Consider the following 22,175-nt stretch of genomic DNA (forward strand, 5'->3'; position numbering starts at 1 on the left):
TTAAAGTTTTATAAACTATATTTTAAAAGCATTCTGTCCAGGAAAATAAGCCACCGAACCTAATTCTTCTTCAATTCTTAATAATTGATTGTATTTCGCCATTCTATCAGAACGAGATGCAGAACCAGTTTTAATTTGTCCGCAATTTAACGCAACTGCTAAATCTGCAATTGTATTGTCTTCTGTTTCACCAGATCTATGAGACATTACAGAAGTAAAACCTGCATTTTTAGCCATGTTTACAGCTGCAATAGTTTCTGTTAAACTTCCAATTTGGTTTACTTTAATTAAAATAGAATTTGCGATTCCGTTTTCAATTCCTCTTGATAAACGTTCTACATTTGTTACAAATAAATCATCTCCAACTAATTGAACTTTATCTCCGATTTTTTCAGTCAAATATTTCCAACCATCCCAATCATTTTCATCCATACCATCTTCAATAGAAAGAATAGGGTATTTAGCTACTAATTCTGCTAAATAATCTGCTTGTTCTCTAGAAGAACGTATTTTCCCTGTTGGTCCTTCAAATTTAGAATAATCATATTTTCCATCCACAAAAAATTCTGCAGCAGCACAATCTAAAGCTATCATAATTTCATCTCCAAAAGAATAACCAGCATTTTTAACTGCTAATTCAATTGTTTCTAAAGCATCTTCTGTTCCACCAGCTAAATTAGGTGCAAATCCACCTTCATCACCTACTGCTGTAGATAAACCTCTATCATGCAATACCTTCTTTAAGTTATGAAAAATTTCAGAACCCATTTTCATAGCTTCAGAAAAAGTTTTAGCTTTAACTGGCATTACCATAAATTCTTGAAATGCGATTGGAGCATCTGAATGAGAACCACCATTAATGATATTCATCATTGGTAATGGTAAAGTATTAGCAGAAACACCACCTACATATCTATATAAAGGCATTCCTAATTCATTAGCTGCTGCTTTTGCAACTGCTAATGAAACTCCTAAAATTGCGTTTGCACCCAATTTAGATTTATTTAGCGTACCATCTAAATCTATCATTAATTGATCTATAGAATTTTGTTCAAAAACAGGAACTCCTAATAATTCTTGTGCTATAATTTCATTTACATTTTTAACGGCCTTTAAAACACCTTTACCCATGTAATCTTTACCACCATCACGTAATTCTACTGCTTCATGTTCTCCTGTTGAAGCTCCAGAAGGCACTGCTGCTCTTCCTAAAATTCCGTTTTCTGTAGTTACATCTACTTCTACTGTTGGATTACCTCTTGAATCAAAAATTTGACGTGCGTGAACGCTAATTATAATGCTCATTTTATTTATTTTTTAATTTATGTATGTCTTTACTTACAGTTGCTAATTTACAAATAACCACTCTTTTGAGAGTGGTTATAAATAGTTACTTACGAAAACGTTTTCAGCAAAACATAAAAACGTTTACAAACTGATAATTATTTATTATTTTGAATGTTTTCAATAAATTGATCGAATAAGTATTCTGCATCATGTGGTCCAGGACTTGCTTCTGGATGGTACTGAACAGAAAATACATTCTTATTTTTCATTCTTATTCCTGCAACTGTATGATCATTTAAATGAACATGTGTAATTTCTACATTATCATTTGCTTCTGTTTCTTCTCTATTAATGGCAAAACCATGATTTTGAGAAGTTATTTCTCCTTTACCAGTAAGAAGATTTTTAACAGGATGATTAATTCCTCTATGTCCATTATGCATTTTATAGGTAGAAATTCCGTTTGCCAAAGCAATAACTTGGTGTCCTAAACAGATACCAAATAAAGGTAAATCTTTTTCAATAATTTCTTTAGCTACTTTTTGAGCATCTACTAATGGTTCTGGGTCTCCAGGTCCATTAGAAATGAAATATCCATCTGGTTTAAAAGATGCTAAATCTTCGAAAGAAGCATTATAAGGGAATACTTTTATATAAGCTCCTCTTTTTACAAAATGTCTTAAAATGTTCTTTTTGATACCAATATCTAGGGCAGAAATTTTAATTTCAGAATTTTCATCACCAACAAAATACGGTTCTTTTGTAGAAACTTTAGATGCTAATTCTAAACCTTCCATACTAGGCACTTCTGCTAATTGTTTTTTTAGTGCACCAATATTATCAACATCTGTAGAAATAATAGCATTCATAGCTCCGTTATCTCTAATGTATGCTACCAACGCTCTTGTATCTACATCTGAAATTGCAACTAAATTGTGTACTTTAAACCAGTCGAATAAATTTCCATCAGAATCTACACGAGAATGTGTAAAACTGAAATTTCTACAAATTAAACCAGATATTTTAATCCCATCTGACTCTACTTCCTCATTATTTATTCCGTAATTACCAATATGTGCGTTTGTTGTTACCATTAACTGACCAAAATAAGATGGGTCTGTAAATATTTCTTGGTAACCTGTCATACCTGTATTAAAACAAATTTCTCCTGTTGATGTTCCTTCGATACCAACAGACTTACCGTAAAAAATGGTTCCATCTGCTAATAAAACTAAAGCCTTTTTGCGTGTTTGATATTTCATTAATAGTAATTGTTGTTGTTCTTGCAAAAATATAAAAAAAGGGATAAACGTAAACGTTTATCCCTTTTATATAATTTAAAAAATTTTCATTTTTTATTCTTCAGATTTTTCTTCTGTTGTAGTTTCTTCTACTTGAGCAGAATCAGCCTTTTTGCTTCTTCCTCTACGAGTAGTTTTCTTTACTTTTTTACTATTAGGATTATAGATTTCGTTGTAATCAACTAATTCTACCATTGCCATAGGAGCATTATCCCCTTGACGGTTTCCTAATTTAATAATACGTAAATAACCACCTGGTCTGTCTGCAACTTTTACAGAAACTTCTTTGAATAATTCTGTAACTGCAAATTTATCACGTAAATAAGAAAAAACAATACGTCTGTTGTGAGTTGTATCAGTTTTAGACTTTGTAATTAATGGTTCAGCGAAAACTCTTAATGCTTTTGCTTTTGCCACTGTTGTGTTAATACGTTTATGTTCAATTAATGAACATGTCATATTAGCTAACATTGCCTTTCTGTGCGATGTTGTTCTTCCTAAATGGTTGTGTTTCTTTCCGTGTCTCATGACGCTTGTTTTATATTTTCATCTTGCATCAACTCATTATGAGGAGCAAAATATGAAAAAATTAATCTTTATCTAATTTGTATTTTGTTAAATCCATTCCGAAATTTAAACCTTTAACAATCACTAGTTCTTCTAGTTCTGTTAATGATTTTTTACCGAAGTTACGGAACTTCATTAAATCGCTTTTATTAAAAGAAACTAAATCTCCTAATGTATCTACTTCTGCAGCTTTTAAACAATTTAAAGCTCTTACAGATAAATCCATATCGATTAATCTAGTTTTTAATAACTGACGCATGTGTAATGATTCTTCATCATACGTTTCTGTTTGTGCAATTTCATCTGCCTCTAAAGTGATACGCTCATCAGAGAATAACATAAAGTGGTGAATTAGTATTTTTGCAGCTTCAGTTAATGCATCTTTAGGATTGATTGATCCATCAGTATCGATATCGAAAACTAATTTTTCATAATCCGTTTTTTGCTCAACACGAAAATTTTCGATTGCATACTTTACATTCTTAATTGGCGTGTAAATAGAATCTGTAAAGATTGTTCCTATTGGTGCAGAAGCTTTTTTATTTTCTTCAGCAGGTACAAATCCTCTACCTTTTTCTATAGTAATTTCAGCATTTAACTTAACAGATTTCTCCATATTACAGATTACTAAATCTGGATTCAATACTTGAAAACCAGAAATAAATTTCTGTAGATCTCCAGCAGTAAACTGCTCTTGACCAGATACTGAAATAGAAACTGTTTCTCTATCAGTATCTTCTATTTGTTTCTTAAAACGCACTTGTTTTAAGTTTAAAATAATTTCTGTAACGTCTTCTACAACTCCAGGAACTGTAGAGAATTCATGCTCAACACCATCTACTCTTAATGATGTAATTGCAAAACCTTCTAATGAAGATAAAAGAACTCTTCTTAAAGCATTACCAACTGTTAAACCGAAACCTGGTTCTAAAGGTCTAAACTCAAATCTACCAGAAAAATCTGTAGATTCAATCATTATTACTTTATCAGGTTTTTGAAAATTTAAAATTGCCATTTTCTTCTTTTTAATTGAAAATTAGTTGCTCGGTTTATAAATGTGAAGAAATACTTACAAACCCTTTGGCTAAATCTCAATGTGATTAAATTATTATTTAGAATATAATTCTACTATTAATTGTTCTTTAAAGTTTTCTGGAATCTGTAATCTTTCTGGTACTTTCACAAAAGTTCCAGTTTTAGTATCATTATTCCAAGTCAACCATTCAAAAACATTACTATTAGACGCTAATGCATCTTCAATAGCTACTAATGATTTAGATTTTTCTCTTACTGCAACAACGTCTCCTTCTTGTAAACTATAAGATGGTATGTTAACAATTTCTCCATTCACTGTAATATGTCTGTGAGAAACTAATTGACGTGCTCCACTTCTAGAGTTAGAAACACCCATTCTGTAAACTACATTATCTAAACGAGATTCACATAATTGTAATAAAATTTCACCAGTAATTCCAGATGCAGATTGTGCTTTCTTGAATAAGTTACTGAATTGACGCTCTAAAATACCATAAGTGTATTTTGCTTTTTGCTTCTCCATTAATTGAGTTGCATATTCAGATTTTTTACCTCTTCTTCTTGCATTTCCATGCTGTCCTGGTGGGTAGTTTCTTTTTTCGAAGTTTTTGTCTTCTCCAAAGATTGCTTCGCCAAATTTACGAGCAATTTTAGTTTTTGGTCCTGTATATCTTGCCATTTCTTTGTTGTTATAGATAGGGATTATGAATTAAGGCTTTCTCCTTCGATAATCTGATTCCCATCAAGTTAAAATATTTAATTATACTCTTCTTCTCTTTGGTGGACGACATCCATTATGAGGAATTGGTGTAACATCAATAATTTCCGTTACTTCAATACCTGAATTGTGGATAGATCTAATAGCAGATTCTCTACCATTACCTGGTCCTTTTACATAAACTTTTACTTTACGTAAACCTGCTTCTTTTGCTACATTAGAACAATCTTCTGCTGCTAATTGAGCTGCATATGGAGTATTCTTTTTAGAACCTCTAAAACCCATTTTACCTGCAGATGACCATGAAATAACGTCACCTTTTTTATTTGTTAAAGAAATAATGATGTTATTAAAAGATGCTGTTACATGCGCTTCTCCTACTGCATCAATTATTACTTTACGTTTTTTTGAACTTGCTTTTGCCATAATTATTCAGTTTTAGTAATTTAGTTTTCTAATTTTATAGTAGAACTATTATTAGATCTTTATTACTTATCTAACTTATTTTTTCTTGTTAGCTACAGTTTTTCTCTTACCTTTTCTAGTACGAGAGTTGTTTTTAGTTCTTTGTCCTCTTAAAGGAAGACCAAGTCTATGACGGATCCCTCTTTGACAACCGATATCCATCAAACGCTTGATGTTTATCTGAACTTCTGAACGTAATTCTCCTTCAATTGTAAAAAAACCAACCTGTTCTCTAATTGCTGCGATTTGATCATCAGTCCAATCTTGAACTTTAATACTTTCGTCTACTTTTGCTTCAGCTAAAACTTTTTTAGATCTGCTGCTTCCTATACCAAAGATGTAAGTTAATGCGATAACACCTCTTTTATTCTTTGGAATATCAATACCTGCTATTCTTGCCATTACCCTTGTCTTTGTTTAAATCTAGGATTTTGTTTATTAATCACATATAATCTACCTTTTCTGCGCACTATCTTGCAGTCGGCACTTCTTTTTTTAACTGATGCTCTAACTTTCATCGTTTCTAGTTTTATTTAAAACTAAAAGATTTAAAAATTTAAATTACAATCTTTTAATCTTTTAATTATTAATTCATTAATACCTGTAAGTAATTCTTGCCTTTGTTAAATCGTATGGGCTCATTTCTAATTTCACCTTGTCTCCAGGTAAAAGTTTGATATAATGCATACGCATTTTACCAGAAATGTGTGCCGTAACAATATGTCCGTTTTCTAATTCTACACGAAACATAGCATTAGATAATGCTTCTGTAATAGTTCCGTCTTGTTGAATTGCTGATTGTTTAGCCATATTATTTGTTGTTCGATTTTCTATTGCTATTACCCGCTTTCATTAAACCATCATAATGACGATTCAATAAATACGAATTTATTTGCTGCATGGTATCAATTGCAACTCCTACCATGATTATTAATGATGTTCCACCATAAAACATCGCCCAACTTTGTTGTACTCCAAACTGAACTACAATTGCTGGTAAAATTGATAATGCTGCTAAAAATAACGATCCTGGGAAAGTGATTCTAGACAATACACTATCTAATCTATCTGCTGTATCTTTTCCTGGTCTGATTCCTGGAATAAAACCACCACTTCTTTTTAAATCTTCAGCCATTTTATTCGTAGGAATAGTAATTGCTGTATAGAAAAAACTAAAGATGATAATTAACAATGCAAAAATAACATTGTATCCTAAACCATTAATATCTTGCAAGCTTGCCATAAAAGGAAACCTTTGAGCTAAAGCAACGGGTAAAAACATAATTGCTTGTGCAAATATAATTGGCATAACTCCTGCTGCATTTAATTTTAAAGGAATATAATCCCTAGAACCTGCAACACTCTGTATATTACCTGCAACCGTTCTTCTAGCATACTGTACTGCAATTTTACGAACAGCAGTAACTAATAAAACAGTTAATAAAATTACAACAAACCATACAATGATTTCAATAAGAACCATCATAATTCCACCAGCACCTGCATTCGTTGTTTTTGAAACAAATTCTTGCAAGAATGCAGCTGGAAAATTAGCGATAATACCAACAGTAATTAATAATGAAATACCATTACCAACTCCTTTGTCTGTAATACGCTCTCCTAACCACATTGCAAAAATTGTTCCTGCAGTTAAGATAATGATTGATGAAATCCAAAAAGTTAAACCTGGTACTAAAAAAGCTTCTGGTCCTAAACCAAATTGAGTTTTAATAGCTGTAATATACGTTGGTGCTTGTACCAAAGTAATACCAATAGTTAACCATCTTGTTATTTGTGTAATTTTCTTTCTTCCACTTTCTCCATCTTTTTGTAATTTCTGTAAATAAGGAACCGCAATTCCCATTAACTGAACTACAATAGATGCAGAAATATAAGGCATAATACCAAGTGCCATTACTGACGCTCTAGCAAATGCTCCTCCTGTAAATGCATTCAATAATCCTAAAAGTCCACCTGAAGTACTTTCTTTTAACGCTGATAATTGTAATGGATCTATTCCTGGTAATGGAACAGATGCCATAAAACGGTACACAGCAATCAAACCGATAGTAAGAAGAATTTTGTTCTTTAATTCTTCAATCTTAAAAATGTCTTTTAGCGTATTAATAAAATTCATATTTACGTTTCTTATAAAATACCAGCTTCTCCACCAGCAGCTTCAATAGCCGCTTTTGCAGTTGCAGTGTATTTATGTACAGTGATATTTAATTTAGCTTTTAATTCTCCGTTTCCTAATATTTTTATTAGGTCGTTTTTACCTGCTAATCTATTAGCAATTAAAATATCTAAATCAACTGTATCTGTTATTTTTCCGCTATCTACTAAAGATTGTAACTTATCTAAATTGATCCCTTGATATTCCTTACGGTTTATGTTAGTGAATCCAAATTTAGGTACACGTCTCTGAAGTGGCATTTGCCCACCTTCAAAACCAATCTTTTTAGAATAACCTGAACGAGATTTCTGACCATTGTGACCTCTTGTAGCGGTACCACCTTTCCCAGAACCTTCACCTCTTGCAATTCTCTTTCCTTTTTTAATGGAACCTTCTGCTGGTGTTAAATTATGTAAACTCATTTTTCTATATATCTTATTTAATTTCTTCGAAAGAAACTAAGTGTTTAACTGTATTTACCATACCTACTATAGATGGAGTTGCCTCGTGTTCTACAGTTTGGTTCATTTTACGTAAACCTAAAGCTTCTAAAGTTCTTTTTTGATTCTGAAGACGCCCGATTTGACTTTTTACTTGTGTTACTTTAATTCTTGCCATCGTTCTAGATTTAACCGTTAAATACTTTTTCTAAAGAAACCCCTCTTTGTTTAGCTATAGAAGCTGCACTACGTAATTGTAATAAAGCATCAAAAGTTGCTTTAACTACGTTGTGAGGATTTGAAGACCCTTGAGATTTAGATAATACATCGTGTATCCCTACTGACTCTAGTACGTGTCTTACAGCACCACCGGCTATAACTCCTGTACCATGAGATGCAGGCTTTAAAAACACTTTTGCTCCACCAAATTTACCTTTTTGTTCATGAGGTAAAGTTGCGTCTAAAATAGGAATTCTTACTAAATTTTTCTTTGCGTCTTCAATTGCTTTAGCAATTGCAGATGCAACATCTTTAGATTTCCCTAACCCATGGCCTACAACACCATTACTATCTCCAACCACTACGATTGCAGAAAAACCAAAAGCTCTACCACCTTTAGTTACTTTAGTAACACGTTGTACTCCTACTAATCTATCTACAAGCTCTAACCCGCTTGGTTTTACTCTTTCTACGTTTTTATATCCTTGCATAATTTCTTAAAATTTTAAACCAGCTTCTCTTGCAGCGTCAGCTAATACTTTAACTCTACCGTGATATAAATATCCGTTTCTATCAAAAGCAATTATTTCGACACCAGCTTTAGTTGCTTTTTCAGCTATTGATTTCCCAACTGCTGCTGCCGCTTCTACTTTAGTATCTGCTTTTATATCTTTATCTCTAGATGAAACTGAAGCTATTGTTACTCCGTTTACGTCGTCTATTAATTGAGCGTATATTTCTTTGTTACTTCTATAAACCGATAATCTTGGTTTTGTAGCAGTTCCAGAAATAATTTTTCTAATTCTACGCTTAATTCTAGTTCTTCTTTGTAGCTTTGATAATGCCATAATGCTATATATTATGCAGATTTACCTGCTTTTCTTCTTAATATTTCACCTACAAACTTAACTCCTTTACCTTTGTAAGGCTCTGGTGCTCTGAAAGAACGAATCTTTGCAGCTATTTGACCAACTAATTGCTTGTCAAACGAAGATAATTTAATGATTGGGTTTTTCCCTTTCTCAGATATTGTTTCAATTTTAACTTCAGGAGCTAATTCTAAAATAATATTATGAGAGAAACCTAAAGCTAATTCTAATTTTTGACCTTGATTAGAGGCTCTATAACCGACACCAACCAATTCTAAATCTTTAGTATAACCTTTGCTTACACCTTCAATCATGTTAGCAATTAAAGCTCTCATTAAACCATGTTGTGCTTTATGGTCTTTACTTTCTGATGCTCTATCTAAAGTGATAGTACCATCTTCAATTTTTATTGTAATACCATTAGAAATAGTTTGAGTTAACTCACCTAATTTTCCTTTAACGGTAATAACATTGTCTTTTATGTTTACATCTACACCTTGTGAAATGCTAACGGGATTTTTTCCTATTCTACTCATTTCCTTAGATTAATAAACGTAACATAAAACTTCTCCTCCAACATTCTCTTGACGTGCTTTTTTGTTTGTCATAACACCTTTAGATGTAGAAACAATAGCAATTCCAAGTCCGTTCAATACTCTTGGCATCTCTGTAGAGCCAACATATTTACGTAAACCTGGTGTACTGATACGTTGAATTTTTCTAATTACTGACTCTTTTGTATCTCTTTCGTACTTTAAAGCGATCTTAATAGTCCCCTGAACTTTATCGTCATTGAACTGGTAGCTTAAAATATACCCTTGATCAAACAAAATTTTAGTCATTTCCTTCTTCAAGTTTGAAGCTGGAATTTCCACTACTCTGTGTCCTGCTGCGATTGCATTTCTTACTCTAGTAAGAAAATCCGCGATTGGATCTGTATACATATTTATTTAAAATTGCGATTACGGTTTTCAAATACCTCTATTTATACTACAGATTTCTCTGTGATAAATGAACCTATAATCAGTTAAAATTCTTATACTCAAAAAAAATAGAGCGCGCAAATATACACATTCTATTTTTAATTTTAAGATTTATTTTAGATTACTACCAACTTGCTTTTTTAACACCTGGTATTAATCCTTGATTTGCCATTTCCCTAAAAGTAACACGAGACAAACCAAATTGACGCATATATCCTTTTGGACGACCTGTTAATTTACATCTATTGTGCATTCTAACTGGTGAAGCGTTTTTTGGTAATTTTTGCAAACCTTCATAGTCTCCAGCTTCTTTTAAAGCTTTTCTCTTTTCTGCGTATTTTGCAACTGTTGCGGCTCTCTTACGTTCGCGCGCTTTCATTGATTCTTTAGCCATTTCTTAATTTTTTTTGAATGGTAAACCTAATTCTCCTAATAATGATTTTGCTTCTTTATCAGTGTCAGCAGATGTTACGAAAGTAATATCCATTCCATTGATTTTTTTCACTTGATCAATATTGATTTCTGGGTAGATGATTTGTTCAGTAATACCTAAATTGTAATTACCTCTTCCATCAAAACCATTAGCTTTTATACCGTTAAAGTCTCTTACACGTGGTAAAGAAGCAGTAACTAATCTGTCTAAAAATTCGTACATTTTATCTCCACGTAAAGTAACTTTAACACCAATAGGCATTCCTTTACGTAATTTAAATGCAGCAATATCTTTTTTAGATAATGTAGAAACAGCTTTTTGACCAGTAATTTTAGTCAACTCTTCTACGGCATAATCTATTAATTTCTTATCTGCAATTGCAGCACCAACACCTTTAGAAACAACTATTTTTTCTAATTTAGGCACCTGCATTACATTTTTATAACTGAATTCTTCAGTAAGAGCACTTATAACTCTTTCTTTGTATTCTGCTTTTAATCTTGGTACGTAACTCATGATTATTCTTATTTTTTAGTTTTTTTAGAGACTCTAGTTTTAGTATCTCCATCAACTTTATAACCTACTCTTACAGCAACACCATCTTCTACTAACAAAACGTTAGAAATGTGTAATGATGCTTCTTTTTTTACAATTCCACCTTGAGGGTTTTGAGCACTTGGTTTAGTGTGTTTAGAAACTAAATTCACACCTTCAACTAATACTCTATCCTTATCTTTGATGATTTGTAAAATTTTACCTTCTGATCCTTTATGATCTCCTGCAATTACTTTTACAGTATCACCTGATTTTAATTTAAACTTCTTCATTTTATTATAATGTTAAAGCACTTCAGGTGCTAATGATACTATTTTCATGAATTGTTTCTCACGAAGCTCACGGGCAACAGGTCCGAAAACACGAGTTCCTCTCATTTCCTCTGTTGGGTTTAAAAGAACACAAGCATTATCATCAAATCTTATATAAGATCCGTCTTTACGTCTTATTTCTTTTTTCGTTCTTACAACAACTGCTCTAGATACTTGACCTTTTTTTACAGTTCCGTTAGGAGTTGCAGATTTAACAGATACAACAATTTTGTCTCCAATACTTGCGTAACGTTTTCTTGTTCCTCCTAAAACTCTTATCACTAAAACTTCTTTTGCTCCAGTGTTATCTGCGACTTTTAATCTTGATTCTGTCTGTAACATATTATTTAGCTCTTTCTAGGATTTCTACTAATCTCCAACGTTTAGATTTACTCATAGGTCTTGTTTCCATGATTCTAACAGTATCTCCTTCGTTGCAATCATTCTGTTCGTCGTGTGCAACGTACTTTTTCGTTTTTAATACGAACTTTCCGTACATTGGGTGCTTTACTCTTTTAGTTTCTGCAACTACAATAGATTTCTCCATTTTGTTACTAGATACAACACCAATTCTCTCTTTTCTAAGATTTCTTTTTTCCATCTTTAAAATTGACTATAGAATTATTGTAATTCTCTTTTTGTTAATTCTGTTGCAATTCTTGCTACAGTTCTTCTTAAGCTTCTTAACTGCAATGGATTTTCCATTGGAGTTATGGCGTGTGCCATCTTAAGATCAGTATAATTCTTTTGCAACGCTCCAAGCTTTTCATTAAGATCTGCTATGGATAATTCTTTTATTTCTGATTGTTTCATTCTATTTAGAATTAAGCGTTAATATCAAAATCTCTTGCTATTACAAACTTCGTTTTTACTGGAAGTTTCTGAGCTGCTAAACGTAAAGCTTCTTTTGCTACATCCATTGGTACTCCACCAATTTCAAACAAAATTCTACCTGGTTTAATAACTGCAACAAAATGATCTGGTGCTCCTTTACCCTTACCCATACGTACTTCTAGGGGCTTCTTCGTGATAGGCTTGTCTGGAAATATCTTAATCCATAACTGACCTTCTCTTTTCATATGACGAGTTGCCGCGATACGAGCTGCTTCTATTTGACGAGAAGTTAACAAGTTCTGGTCTAAAGATTTGATACCAAACATTCCATTAGAAAGTTGGGCTCCTCTACCAGAAATACCTGTCATATTCCCTTTCGCCTTCTGTACCTTACGGTATTTTACTCTTTTTGGCTGTAACATTTTTAATTTCTAATTTTAAAAATTATTTTCTTCTACGAGGTTGTTGACGTTTAGATCTATCACCACCACCTTTATTACCAGATTGTTTTTTAGACAAACCAACTAATGGAGATAATTCTCTTTTACCATAAACCTCACCTTTCATAATCCATACTTTAATACCTAATCTTCCGTATGTAGTATGAGCTTCAACAAGTGAATAATCTATATCTGCTCTAAAAGTAGAAAGAGGAATTCTTCCTTCTTTAAAATGCTCTGAACGTGCCATTTCAGCTCCGTTTAAACGACCAGAAATTTGGATTTTAATCCCTTCTGCATTCATACGCATTGTAGCTTGAATAGCCATTTTAATAGCTCTCTTGTAAGAAATTCTATTTTCAATTTGACGAGCAACACTAGTTGCTACTAATCTAGAATCTAATTCTGGACGTTTAATTTCGAAAATATTAATTTGAACTTCTTTTCCTGTAATTTTCTTAAGCTCTTCTTTTAACTTGTCTACCTCTTGCCCACCTTTTCCGATAATAATACCAGGTCTAGCAGTAGTGATAGTAACGGTTACAAGTTTTAAAGTACGCTCAATGATTACACGAGAAACACTTGCTTTAGATAAACGAGCATGAATATACTCTCTTATCTTATAATCTTCAGCAATTTTATCTCCGTAGTCATTACCACCGTACCAGTTAGATTCCCAACCTCTGATGATTCCTAAACGATTTCCTATTGGATTTGTTTTTTGTCCCATTTCTACTTTGATTAATTACTTAAATTTTTAGCACCTAACTCTAAAGTAACGTGATTAGAACGCTTACGAATTCTATGAGCACGCCCTTGTGGAGCTGGTCTTAATCTTTTTAACATTCCTGCGCTATCTACATAGATAGTTTTCACAAATAAACCAGCTTCTTCTATAGATGCATCTTCATTTTTAGCTTGCCAGTTTGCAATTGCAGACAATAACAATTTCTCTAAATTGATAGATGCTTCTTTAGGACTGAACTTTAAGATTTGTAAAGCTTTTTCAACTTCTACTCCTCTTACCTGATCTGCTACTAAACGCATTTTTCTCGGTGATGTAGGACAGTTAGTAAGCTTCGCGAAAGCACGTTGCTTTCTATCTGCTTTTAACTGATCTGCCATGTTTTTTTTACGAACTCCCATATCCTACTATTTTTTTCCTTTATTTTTTGCACCAGCGTGTCCTCTAAAAGAACGAGTTGGTGAAAATTCGCCTAACTTATGCCCTACCATGTTTTCTGTAACATAAACTGGTACAAACTGACGTCCATTATGAACAGCAATTGTTTGTCCAACAAAATCTGGAGTAATCATACTTGCTCTAGACCAAGTTTTGATTACAGTTTTGTTTCCAGCGTCTACATTAGCTAACACTTTTTTCTCTAATTTATAGTGAACGTAAGGTCCTTTTTTTAATGATCTTGCCATAACTTATTATTTCTTTCTACGTTCTATAATATACTTATTACTAGCTTTGGTTTTAGACCTTGTCTTAAATCCTTTAGCAGGAATACCATTTCTAGATCTTGGATGTCCACCTGAAGCACGTCCTTCTCCACCACCCATTGGGTGATCAACTGGATTCATTCTTACAGCGTTAACTCTAGGTCTTCTACCTAACCATCTTCTTCTACCTGCTTTACCAGATACTAGTAATTGATGATCAGAATTTGAAACCACTCCAATAGTAGCTAAACACGTTAACAAGATTAATCTTGTTTCACCAGAAGGTAACTTTACAGTTGCATACTTACCGTCTCTTGCCATTAATTGAGCAAAAGAACCAGCAGAACGAGCCATAACAGCACCTTGACCTGGACGTAATTCTATACAAGAAATTGTAGTTCCTAAAGGAATTTCGTTTAAAGTCATAGCATTACCAATTTCTGGTGCTACTCCTTCTCCTCTAATAATAGTTTGACCTACTTGTAAACCGTTTTGTGCAATTACATAACGTTTTTCTCCATCAGCATAACTTAATAGTGCAATAAATGCTGTACGATTTGGATCGTACTCTATAGTTTTAACTGTTGCGGGAATACCTGCTTTATCTCTTTTAAAATCGATAATACGATATCTTTGTTTATGACCACCACCTATATTACGTGTTGTCATTCTACCCTGACTGTTTCGACCTCCAGATCGTTTTTTCGGAGCAAGTAAACTTTTCTCCGGCTTATCAGTTGTTATGGTGTCGAACCCATTTACAACTCTAAAACGCTGACCTGGTGTTATTGGTTTTAATTTTCTAACTGACATTTTTGTCTTTCTTAAAGATTGTTATAAAAATCAATGCTTTCTCCTTCCGCTACTTGAACGACAGCTTTTTTGTACCCACTCTTAATACCTGTTACTAAACCTTTTTTAGTAAATTTAGTATTTCTTTGAATTGGGTAATTTAAAGTCTTAACGCTTAAGATAGAAACTCCATATGCTGTTTCAACAGCATTTTTAATTTCTAATTTGTTAGCTTTTTTATCTACAACAAATGTAAAACGATTAAATAATTCGCTATCGTTTGTTGCTTTTTCCGTGATAATAGGTTTTATTAAAATACTCATTTTGATTCCCTATTTGCTTAAGTTTGTATTAATTCCTTCTAAAGAACCTTCAGTAATCACTATTTTACTTGCATTTAAAATACCATAAGTATTTAAATCTGAAGCATTTATTACTGTAGAACCTTTTAAGTTTCGAGAAGATAAATACACATTAGTATTTAATCCATTTAAAACAAATAAAGATCTCCTAGCGTCTAAAGCTAATGCATCTAATAGATTTGTAAAGTTTTTTGTCTTTGGACTATCAAAGTCAAAATCTTCAACAACTACTAAATTATTATCTGTTGCTTGAATACTTAAAGCTGACTTACGTGCTAAACGCTTTAAGTTTTTATTCAATTTAAAAGAATAATCTCTTGGTCTTGGTCCGAACATACGTCCACCACCTCTAAAAACACCAGACTTGATAGAACCTGCTCTTGCAGTACCAGTTCCTTTTTGTTTTTTTATCTTTCTTGTAGATCCCGCTATTTCAGCTCTCTCTTTAGCTTTATGCGTTCCGTGACGTTGATTTGCCAAGTATTGCTTAACATCTAAATAAATAGCGTGGTCATTAGGCTCTATACCGAATACATCTTTAGAAAGCTCAACCTTTCTACCTGTATCTTTTCCTGTAATATCTAAAACTGCTACTTTCATTATTTCTGAATAGTTACAAAAGCATTTTTGTGTCCAGGAACTGCTCCTTTAACAACAAGTAAGTTCTTTTCAGCAACTACTTTTAATACTTTTAAGTTTTGAACTTTCACTTTATCTCCACCCATACGGCCTCCCATTCGCATTCCTTTGAATACTCTAGCAGGGTAAGATGCAGCACCAATTGACCCTGGAGCTCTTAAACGGTTATGTTGACCGTGAGTTGCTTGACCAACACCGGCAAATCCATGACGTTTTACAACACCCTGAAAACCTTTACCTTTAGAAACACCCGATACATCTACAAATTCACCTTCTTCAAAGTGATCTACAGAGATAGAATCTCCTAATTTAAACTCTCCTTCAAATCCTTGAAATTCAACGACTTTCTTTTTAGCTGTAGAGCCGGCCTTTTTAAAGTGACCATCTAACGCTTTGTTAGAACTCTTTGCTTTTTTGTCATCGAAACCAAGCTGCAACGCACTATAGCCGTCAACCTCTTCGGTTCTGACCTGAGTGACAACGCAAGGACCTGCTTCGATTACTGTACAAGGAATGTTCTTCCCGTTTTCGTCGAATAAGCTGGTCATTCCAATCTTTCTTCCTATTAACCCAGACATTTAGTTAAAATTTTAGACGATAGATTTAATTATCCAGCGCGTCTATTAATAATTATTTGTTTGAAACTATTGTTTCATATCAATCCTTTAAGTTTCATCCAAAAAAAACAGCGCAAAACAAATTCAACGCTGATTTTGTTTTTCCGTTTTTCCTTCGCGAAACGCTCCGGACATGTTACTATTATTCAATTTTTATCAAAAAACAGCATCACCCTACTCTAATTCGGGTTGCAAAAATATAAAAAACTTTCGGTTTAACAAAATTAAACCGAAAGTTAATATTCACTTTCACTTTATTGTTGAGATTCTGAAACAAGTTCAGAATGTTTGATTAAAGTTTTACTAAACTTTAATCTCAACTTCAACTCCACTTGGCAACTCCAATTTCATTAAAGCATCAATAGTTTTCGAAGAAGAACTATAAATATCTAATAATCTTTTGTAAGAAGCTAATTGAAACTGCTCTCTAGATTTTTTGTTTACGTGTGGTGAACGTAATACTGTAAAAATCTTTTTATGTGTTGGTAAAGGTATAGGTCCGTTAACTACAGCACCAGTACTTTTTACCGTCTTTACTATTTTTTCAGCAGATTTATCTACTAAATTGTAATCGTAAGACTTTAATTTTATTCTAATTTTTTGACTCATCTTTTAATTATTAAGTAGATTAACCTTTAGATTTTGCTATTACTTCTTCAGATACATTTGAAGGAGTTTCTGCATAATGTGAAAATTCCATAGTAGAAGTTGCTCTACCAGAAGACATAGTTCTTAAAGCTGTTACGTATCCGAACATTTCAGATAATGGAACAATAGCTTTTACAACTTTAGACCCAGCACGATCACTCATGTCGTTAACTTGACCTCTTCTTCTATTTAAATCTCCAACGATATCACCCATGTTAGCTTCAGGAGTTAACACTTCTACCTTCATTAAAGGTTCCATGATTTTTGCTTTTGCAGATTTTGCAGAAGCTTTATACCCCATTCTTGCAGCTAATTCAAAAGACAATGCATCAGAATCCACCGCGTGGAAAGACCCATCTCTTAAAGTAACTTTCATTGAATCCATTTCATAACCTGCTAAAGGACCGTTCTTCATAGCTTCTTTGAAACCTTTCTCTACAGAAGGAACAAATTCTCTAGGAACATTACCACCTTTAATAACAGATGCGAACTGTAATCCCTGAACACCTTCATCAGCAGGTCCTATAGTAAATGCAATATCTGCAAATTTACCACGACCACCGGATTGTTTTTTGTAAACTTCTCTATGATTTGTTTCAGCAGTAATCGCTTCTTTATACTCTACTTGAGGTTGACCTTGATTTACTTCAACATTAAACTCACGTCTTAAACGATCTACAAGTACATCTAAATGCAACTCACCCATTCCAGAAATAATAGTCTGTCCTGAAGCTTCGTCTGAACGCACTGTAAAAGTAGGATCTTCCTCTGCTAACTTAGCAAGTCCAATACCTAACTTATCTACATCCGCTTTTGTTTTTGGTTCAACAGCGATACCAATTACTGGGTCTGGAAAATCCATAGATTCCAATACTAATGGAAATTTCTCTGCTGTTAAAGTATCTCCTGTTTTAATCGATTTAAAACCTACTGCCGCACCAATATCTCCAGCCTCGATATAATCGATAGCGTTTTGTTTATTAGCATGCATTTGGTAAATACGAGAAATACGTTCTTTTTTACCAGAACGGTTATTTAAAACATATGAACCTGCATCTAAACGTCCAGAATATACTCTAAAGAATGCTAAACGTCCTACAAAAGGATCTGTAGCAATTTTAAATGCTAAAGCAGCAAAAGGCTCTTTTACATCTGGCTTACGAATCTCTTCTTGTTCAGTATCTGGATTCATTCCAACAATACCTTCTTTATCCATAGGAGAAGGTAAATAACGACATACAGCATCTAAAAGAAACTGAACACCTTTATTTTTAAAAGCTGAACCACAAATCATAGGAATGATAGCCATATCCATTACAGCAGATCTCAATGCATTGTGCACTTCTTCTTCTGTTATAGAATCTTCATCTTCCATGAATTTTTCCAGTAAGTTCTCATCATAACTAGCTACTTCCTCAATAAGGTTAGCACGTAATAATTTAGCTTCTTCTTTTAATTCTTCAGGAATATCAACAATATCAAATGTTGCCCCCATTCCTTCTTCATGCCATATAATAGCTCTATTTTTAACTAGATCTACAATACCCTTAAAGTTCTCTTCATCACCAATATTTAAAACAATTGGCACTGCATTAGAACCTAACATTGTTTTTACTTGGTCACAAACCATCATAAAATCAGATCCTTGGCGGTCCATTTTATTAACGAAACCAATTCTTGGCACTTTATAATTATCAGCAAGTCTCCAGTTAGTTTCAGATTGAGGCTCAACACCATCAACTGCACTAAATAAGAAAACTAAACCATCTAATACACGTAAAGATCTATTTACTTCTACAGTAAAATCTACGTGACCAGGCGTATCAATAATATTAAAATGGTAGTCTTTTGTATCATCTACAGGAGCATTATTCTCCGTTGGAAACTGCCATGTACAAGTAGTAGCAGCAGAAGTAATTGTAATACCTCTTTCTTGCTCTTGCTCCATCCAGTCCATTGTAGCTGCGCCATCATGTACTTCTCCAATTTTATGAGAAACACCTGTATAATACAATACACGTTCTGTTGTTGTGGTTTTACCAGCATCAATATGTGCTGCAATACCAATATTTCTTGTATATCTTAAATCTCTAGCCATTTCTATTAAAATCTGAAGTGTGAGAATGCTTTATTTGCTTCTGCCATCTTATGAGTGTCAGTACGCTTTTTCACTGCAGCTCCTTCTTCCTTAGCCGCAGCTAAAATTTCAGCAGCTAAACGCTGTGCCATAGTTTTTTCGTTTCTCTTACGAGTATACAAAATCATCCATTTGATAGCCATTGACACTTTACGGTCTGGTCTAATCTGCATTGGAATTTGGAATGTTGCTCCACCAACACGACGAGATCTTACTTCTACGTGAGGCATTACATTAGACAAACCTTCTTTCCAAATTTCTAAAGCCGATTTTTCTTCGTCTTCACCTTTTCTTTCTTCTACTAGCTCTAAAGCGTCATAAAACACTTTAAACGCTACAGACTTCTTACCACTCCACATTAAGTTGTTAACGAAACGTGTTACTAACTGATCGTTAAACTTTGGATCTGGTAATAAGACTCTTTTTTTTGCTGCTCTTTTTCTCATGTCTTTACATTAAAAAAGTTAATTAAATTAGTTATTGGTCATTAATTATCAATTATTAACTAAAAACAAATCAGACAATAACGTCTTCTTAATTTTCAATCTTTAATCTTTAACTTTTAACTTCTAACCTCTACTTCTTTGGGCGTTTTGCACCATACTTTGATCTACGTTGAGTTCTTCCCTCAACTCCCGCTGTATCTAAAGCCCCACGTACTACGTGATACTTTACTCCTGGCAAATCTTTTACCCTTCCACCTCTAACTAATACTATCGAGTGCTCTTGTAAGTTATGTCCTTCACCTGGGATGTACGCGTTTATCTCATTACCATTAGTTAATCTAACTCTGGCAACTTTACGCATTGCTGAATTAGGTTTTTTTGGTGTTGTGGTATAAACACGAGTACATACTCCACGTCTTTGAGGACAAGACGACAATGCAGCCGATTTACTCTTCTTAGTTATTTTGGTTCTTCCTTTACGAACTAATTGTTGAATAGTTGGCATACTAAATAATTACTGTTTTACGTTTATAATTATAATTTTACCCTTTTAAAAAGGTTTGCAAATGTACAACTAATTTATAATTATACAAATATCAGATAGTTATTTTTTAAAAAACACCTTTTTGAAACAATTTACCTACTATAAACTCATTCTCTAGTTTTAAAAAAATACAATTAAAATCCTTGAAATTCATTTACATTTGAAAATATTAATATATCAAAATTGAAGAAAAAAACATACCTATATATAATTACACTTCTATTATTTCTTTTTTCTAAAAACTATCTTGCTCAAGATTTAACGCTAGAGTTAACATCAAAGAATAAACTAGACAAAGTCTTTCTACAAAAAATAGATTATATAAAAAAACATAAAGATTCACTTTCAATAAAAAATGAAGCTTATAAAATTTCTGACTACCTTAAGAAGGTTGGCTATTTTGCAAATTCTATAGATAGTATTATAAAGAGTGACAAAAACTATACAATCTATTTTTCATTAAATGAAAAAATTGAAAAAGCGATTATCAATATTTTTACTACTGAAATTGAATTTAAAAATTTAAAAATAAAAAACAATTCTTTTTCTATTCCTATAGAAAGATTACAATCTACCTTATTACAAATATCTATTGAACTAGATAATAAAGGAAAGACATTTTCTAAAGTATTCTTAAAAAACATAAAACTTAAAAACAACATACTTTTTGCTGATCTTAAAATACTTCAGTCAAAAAAAAGAACTATAAATAGAGTTATAGTGAAAGGTTATGATGACTTCCCAAAGTCTTACATTAAAAATTTCTACAATATAAATAATAAAACTATTTTTAGTAAAGAGAAAATTAGCAAAATAACCAACGCATCTAAAAGTCTTCGATTTATAAAAGAAATAAAACCCGCAGAAGTTTTGTTCACCAAAGATTCTACCTTATTATATATGTATTTAAAAAAATATAAAAATAATAGTTTTGATGGTTTAATAAACTTCACTTCGAAAGAAAATGGTGATATTGTATTTAACGGAAACTTGGATTTAAAATTAAATAATATATTAAATAAAGGAGAAAAATTTGAATTATTTTGGAATAGTATTGGTGATGAACGACAGGAATTTAAAATTTCAACGGAAATACCGTATATATTTAACTCAATAATAACGCCTGAAATTTCATTTTCTATTTATAAACAAGATTCTACGTTTTTAAACACTAATTTCAACTCTAAACTATTCTACAATTTAAATTCAAGAGCCAAAATTGCTTTTACCTATAATTCAGAAAACTCTGAAAACCTTGATAAAAGTATTAATAACAATATTAAAACTTATAGTAATTCCTTTTTTGGGTTTCGATTTGAATATAAAACACCTAAAAATGATTTCTTTTTCAATGACAAGTTCAGTCTTGAAGTGAATCCTAGTTTTGGTAAGAGAAAAACAGAAGACAAAACTTCAACTCAATTTAAAATAGAAACATCAATATCATATATTTGGGATATAAACATTAGAAACAGTATTTACATAAGAAATAAAATAGGTTATTTAAATTCAGATGGCATAATAGACAATGAACTATATAGGATTGGTGGTGCAAACACAATAAGAGGTTTCAACGAACAAAGCATTTTTACTAATAACTATACTTTTTTTAATGTTGAATACCGCTATTTAACTTCTCAAAACTCTTATTTATACTCAATTACTGACTTCGGTAAAATTAAAACATCTCTTAATAAAGATAATTTTCTTGGAATTGGTCTAGGGTACCTGTTTACAACCAAAAATTCGCAAGTAAATATTTCCACTATTTTAGGAAAAAATTCAATTCAAAAGTTTAATTATGAGAAGGTTAAACTAATAATCAACTGGACTATTAATCTTTAAACCATAGGTTAAGTTCGAAATCGATATAGTAAACTTACATTTTTTATCAAAAAGATTGTTTCT

Annotated in this window: 35 protein-coding genes; 1 reads left to right on the forward strand and 34 read right to left on the reverse strand. The window is 32.4% G+C overall.

Features of this window, described 5'->3' with window-relative positions; genetic code table 11:
* Positions 1–15 precede the first annotated feature (15 nt).
* The 34 genes from eno to rpsL all read right to left on the reverse strand — a co-directional run bounded on the left by eno (position 16) and on the right by rpsL (position 20,228).
* The gene (eno, locus tag V3V28_RS11640) at positions 16–1,305 is read right to left on the reverse strand and encodes a phosphopyruvate hydratase (RefSeq protein ID WP_331365189.1); all 1,290 of its coding nucleotides are present in this window, start codon (positions 1,303–1,305) and stop codon (positions 16–18) included.
* A 137-nt stretch (positions 1,306–1,442) separates the two neighbouring features.
* Complete coding sequence (gene carA / locus V3V28_RS11645; protein ID WP_331365190.1) at positions 1,443–2,549, reverse strand: glutamine-hydrolyzing carbamoyl-phosphate synthase small subunit; 1,107 nt, start codon at positions 2,547–2,549, stop codon at positions 1,443–1,445.
* Positions 2,550–2,642: 93 nt separating this feature from the next.
* Positions 2,643–3,116 carry a 50S ribosomal protein L17 gene (gene rplQ, locus V3V28_RS11650; protein WP_331365191.1) on the reverse strand — a complete coding sequence of 158 codons (474 nt, stop codon included), beginning with the start codon at positions 3,114–3,116 and terminating at the stop codon, positions 2,643–2,645.
* Positions 3,117–3,177: 61 nt separating this feature from the next.
* Positions 3,178–4,170 (reverse strand): DNA-directed RNA polymerase subunit alpha, encoded by a 993-nt coding sequence (locus V3V28_RS11655; RefSeq protein ID WP_331365192.1) that lies wholly within the window; start codon positions 4,168–4,170, stop codon positions 3,178–3,180.
* Positions 4,171–4,263: 93 nt separating this feature from the next.
* Positions 4,264–4,869: a 30S ribosomal protein S4 gene (rpsD, locus tag V3V28_RS11660; RefSeq protein WP_331365193.1), complete on the reverse strand. Its 606-nt coding sequence runs from the start codon at positions 4,867–4,869 to the stop codon at positions 4,264–4,266.
* An 81-nt stretch (positions 4,870–4,950) separates the two neighbouring features.
* Positions 4,951–5,334, reverse strand: coding sequence for a 30S ribosomal protein S11 (gene rpsK, locus V3V28_RS11665; RefSeq protein WP_331365194.1), 384 nt, complete (start codon positions 5,332–5,334; stop codon positions 4,951–4,953).
* 75 nt (positions 5,335–5,409) lie between these two features.
* A complete protein-coding gene (rpsM, locus tag V3V28_RS11670; RefSeq protein ID WP_331365195.1) occupies positions 5,410–5,775 on the reverse strand; it encodes a 30S ribosomal protein S13 in 366 nt (121 codons plus the stop codon).
* Entirely contained in the window at positions 5,775–5,891 is a 117-nt protein-coding gene (gene ykgO, locus V3V28_RS11675; protein ID WP_004568720.1) for a type B 50S ribosomal protein L36, read from the reverse strand. Before ykgO ends, rpsM begins: the two co-directional genes overlap by 1 nt.
* 76 nt (positions 5,892–5,967) lie before the next feature.
* Positions 5,968–6,183, reverse strand: coding sequence for a translation initiation factor IF-1 (gene infA, locus V3V28_RS11680; protein WP_015482241.1), 216 nt, complete (start codon positions 6,181–6,183; stop codon positions 5,968–5,970).
* Between the two features lies 1 nt (position 6,184).
* On the reverse strand, positions 6,185–7,510 hold the full coding sequence (gene secY, locus V3V28_RS11685; protein ID WP_331365196.1) for a preprotein translocase subunit SecY: 1,326 nt from the start codon (positions 7,508–7,510) through the stop codon (positions 6,185–6,187).
* 11 nt (positions 7,511–7,521) lie between these two features.
* Positions 7,522–7,971, reverse strand: a complete 450-nt coding sequence (rplO, locus tag V3V28_RS11690) for a 50S ribosomal protein L15 (RefSeq protein ID WP_331365197.1) — start codon at positions 7,969–7,971, stop codon at positions 7,522–7,524.
* Positions 7,972–7,984: 13 nt separating this feature from the next.
* Entirely contained in the window at positions 7,985–8,167 is a 183-nt protein-coding gene (gene rpmD, locus V3V28_RS11695; RefSeq protein ID WP_331365198.1) for a 50S ribosomal protein L30, read from the reverse strand.
* 10 nt (positions 8,168–8,177) lie between these two features.
* Positions 8,178–8,702 (reverse strand): 30S ribosomal protein S5, encoded by a 525-nt coding sequence (gene rpsE / locus V3V28_RS11700; RefSeq protein ID WP_331365243.1) that lies wholly within the window; start codon positions 8,700–8,702, stop codon positions 8,178–8,180.
* Positions 8,703–8,705: 3 nt separating this feature from the next.
* Entirely contained in the window at positions 8,706–9,056 is a 351-nt protein-coding gene (rplR, locus tag V3V28_RS11705) for a 50S ribosomal protein L18 (protein ID WP_331365199.1), read from the reverse strand.
* An 11-nt stretch (positions 9,057–9,067) separates the two neighbouring features.
* Positions 9,068–9,613 (reverse strand): 50S ribosomal protein L6, encoded by a 546-nt coding sequence (rplF, locus tag V3V28_RS11710; protein ID WP_331365200.1) that lies wholly within the window; start codon positions 9,611–9,613, stop codon positions 9,068–9,070.
* A 9-nt stretch (positions 9,614–9,622) separates the two neighbouring features.
* Complete coding sequence (gene rpsH, locus V3V28_RS11715; RefSeq protein WP_087522449.1) at positions 9,623–10,021, reverse strand: 30S ribosomal protein S8; 399 nt, start codon at positions 10,019–10,021, stop codon at positions 9,623–9,625.
* A gap of 163 nt (positions 10,022–10,184) precedes the next feature.
* On the reverse strand, positions 10,185–10,454 hold the full coding sequence (rpsN, locus tag V3V28_RS11720) for a 30S ribosomal protein S14 (RefSeq protein WP_331365201.1): 270 nt from the start codon (positions 10,452–10,454) through the stop codon (positions 10,185–10,187).
* A 3-nt stretch (positions 10,455–10,457) separates the two neighbouring features.
* Entirely contained in the window at positions 10,458–11,009 is a 552-nt protein-coding gene (rplE, locus tag V3V28_RS11725; RefSeq protein ID WP_331365202.1) for a 50S ribosomal protein L5, read from the reverse strand.
* An 8-nt stretch (positions 11,010–11,017) separates the two neighbouring features.
* Complete coding sequence (gene rplX, locus V3V28_RS11730; protein ID WP_331365203.1) at positions 11,018–11,320, reverse strand: 50S ribosomal protein L24; 303 nt, start codon at positions 11,318–11,320, stop codon at positions 11,018–11,020.
* A gap of 12 nt (positions 11,321–11,332) precedes the next feature.
* Positions 11,333–11,701, reverse strand: a complete 369-nt coding sequence (gene rplN / locus V3V28_RS11735; RefSeq protein ID WP_331365204.1) for a 50S ribosomal protein L14 — start codon at positions 11,699–11,701, stop codon at positions 11,333–11,335.
* Position 11,702: 1 nt separating this feature from the next.
* Complete coding sequence (gene rpsQ / locus V3V28_RS11740) at positions 11,703–11,960, reverse strand: 30S ribosomal protein S17 (RefSeq protein WP_065320234.1); 258 nt, start codon at positions 11,958–11,960, stop codon at positions 11,703–11,705.
* A 20-nt stretch (positions 11,961–11,980) separates the two neighbouring features.
* Positions 11,981–12,172 carry a 50S ribosomal protein L29 gene (rpmC, locus tag V3V28_RS11745; protein ID WP_087565044.1) on the reverse strand — a complete coding sequence of 64 codons (192 nt, stop codon included), beginning with the start codon at positions 12,170–12,172 and terminating at the stop codon, positions 11,981–11,983.
* A gap of 11 nt (positions 12,173–12,183) precedes the next feature.
* Entirely contained in the window at positions 12,184–12,615 is a 432-nt protein-coding gene (rplP, locus tag V3V28_RS11750) for a 50S ribosomal protein L16 (RefSeq protein ID WP_331365205.1), read from the reverse strand.
* A gap of 22 nt (positions 12,616–12,637) precedes the next feature.
* Entirely contained in the window at positions 12,638–13,363 is a 726-nt protein-coding gene (gene rpsC, locus V3V28_RS11755; RefSeq protein WP_331365206.1) for a 30S ribosomal protein S3, read from the reverse strand.
* An 11-nt stretch (positions 13,364–13,374) separates the two neighbouring features.
* Positions 13,375–13,779, reverse strand: a complete 405-nt coding sequence (gene rplV / locus V3V28_RS11760) for a 50S ribosomal protein L22 (RefSeq protein WP_331365207.1) — start codon at positions 13,777–13,779, stop codon at positions 13,375–13,377.
* 6 nt (positions 13,780–13,785) lie between these two features.
* Entirely contained in the window at positions 13,786–14,064 is a 279-nt protein-coding gene (rpsS, locus tag V3V28_RS11765; RefSeq protein WP_018943594.1) for a 30S ribosomal protein S19, read from the reverse strand.
* A gap of 6 nt (positions 14,065–14,070) precedes the next feature.
* On the reverse strand, positions 14,071–14,895 hold the full coding sequence (gene rplB / locus V3V28_RS11770) for a 50S ribosomal protein L2 (RefSeq protein ID WP_331365208.1): 825 nt from the start codon (positions 14,893–14,895) through the stop codon (positions 14,071–14,073).
* An 11-nt stretch (positions 14,896–14,906) separates the two neighbouring features.
* The gene (gene rplW, locus V3V28_RS11775) at positions 14,907–15,197 is read right to left on the reverse strand and encodes a 50S ribosomal protein L23 (protein ID WP_331365209.1); all 291 of its coding nucleotides are present in this window, start codon (positions 15,195–15,197) and stop codon (positions 14,907–14,909) included.
* A 9-nt stretch (positions 15,198–15,206) separates the two neighbouring features.
* Positions 15,207–15,836: a 50S ribosomal protein L4 gene (rplD, locus tag V3V28_RS11780; protein ID WP_331365210.1), complete on the reverse strand. Its 630-nt coding sequence runs from the start codon at positions 15,834–15,836 to the stop codon at positions 15,207–15,209.
* A complete protein-coding gene (gene rplC / locus V3V28_RS11785) occupies positions 15,836–16,453 on the reverse strand; it encodes a 50S ribosomal protein L3 (RefSeq protein ID WP_331365211.1) in 618 nt (205 codons plus the stop codon). Before rplC ends, rplD begins: the two co-directional genes overlap by 1 nt.
* Positions 16,454–16,795: 342 nt before the next feature.
* Complete coding sequence (gene rpsJ / locus V3V28_RS11790) at positions 16,796–17,101, reverse strand: 30S ribosomal protein S10 (RefSeq protein ID WP_004568745.1); 306 nt, start codon at positions 17,099–17,101, stop codon at positions 16,796–16,798.
* A gap of 19 nt (positions 17,102–17,120) precedes the next feature.
* Complete coding sequence (fusA, locus tag V3V28_RS11795) at positions 17,121–19,238, reverse strand: elongation factor G (RefSeq protein WP_331365212.1); 2,118 nt, start codon at positions 19,236–19,238, stop codon at positions 17,121–17,123.
* Positions 19,239–19,243: 5 nt separating this feature from the next.
* Positions 19,244–19,723 (reverse strand): 30S ribosomal protein S7, encoded by a 480-nt coding sequence (gene rpsG / locus V3V28_RS11800; protein ID WP_331365213.1) that lies wholly within the window; start codon positions 19,721–19,723, stop codon positions 19,244–19,246.
* Between the two features lie 130 nt (positions 19,724–19,853).
* Positions 19,854–20,228: a 30S ribosomal protein S12 gene (gene rpsL, locus V3V28_RS11805; protein WP_018943587.1), complete on the reverse strand. Its 375-nt coding sequence runs from the start codon at positions 20,226–20,228 to the stop codon at positions 19,854–19,856.
* A gap of 222 nt (positions 20,229–20,450) precedes the next feature.
* Here rpsL and V3V28_RS11810 point away from each other — a divergent pair, with 222 nt between their 5' ends.
* Positions 20,451–22,112, forward strand: a complete 1,662-nt coding sequence (locus V3V28_RS11810) for a ShlB/FhaC/HecB family hemolysin secretion/activation protein (protein ID WP_331365214.1) — start codon at positions 20,451–20,453, stop codon at positions 22,110–22,112.
* Positions 22,113–22,175 lie beyond the last annotated feature (63 nt).

Source organism: Polaribacter sp. (genome assembly GCF_036480315.1).
Taxonomy (GTDB): domain Bacteria; phylum Bacteroidota; class Bacteroidia; order Flavobacteriales; family Flavobacteriaceae; genus Polaribacter.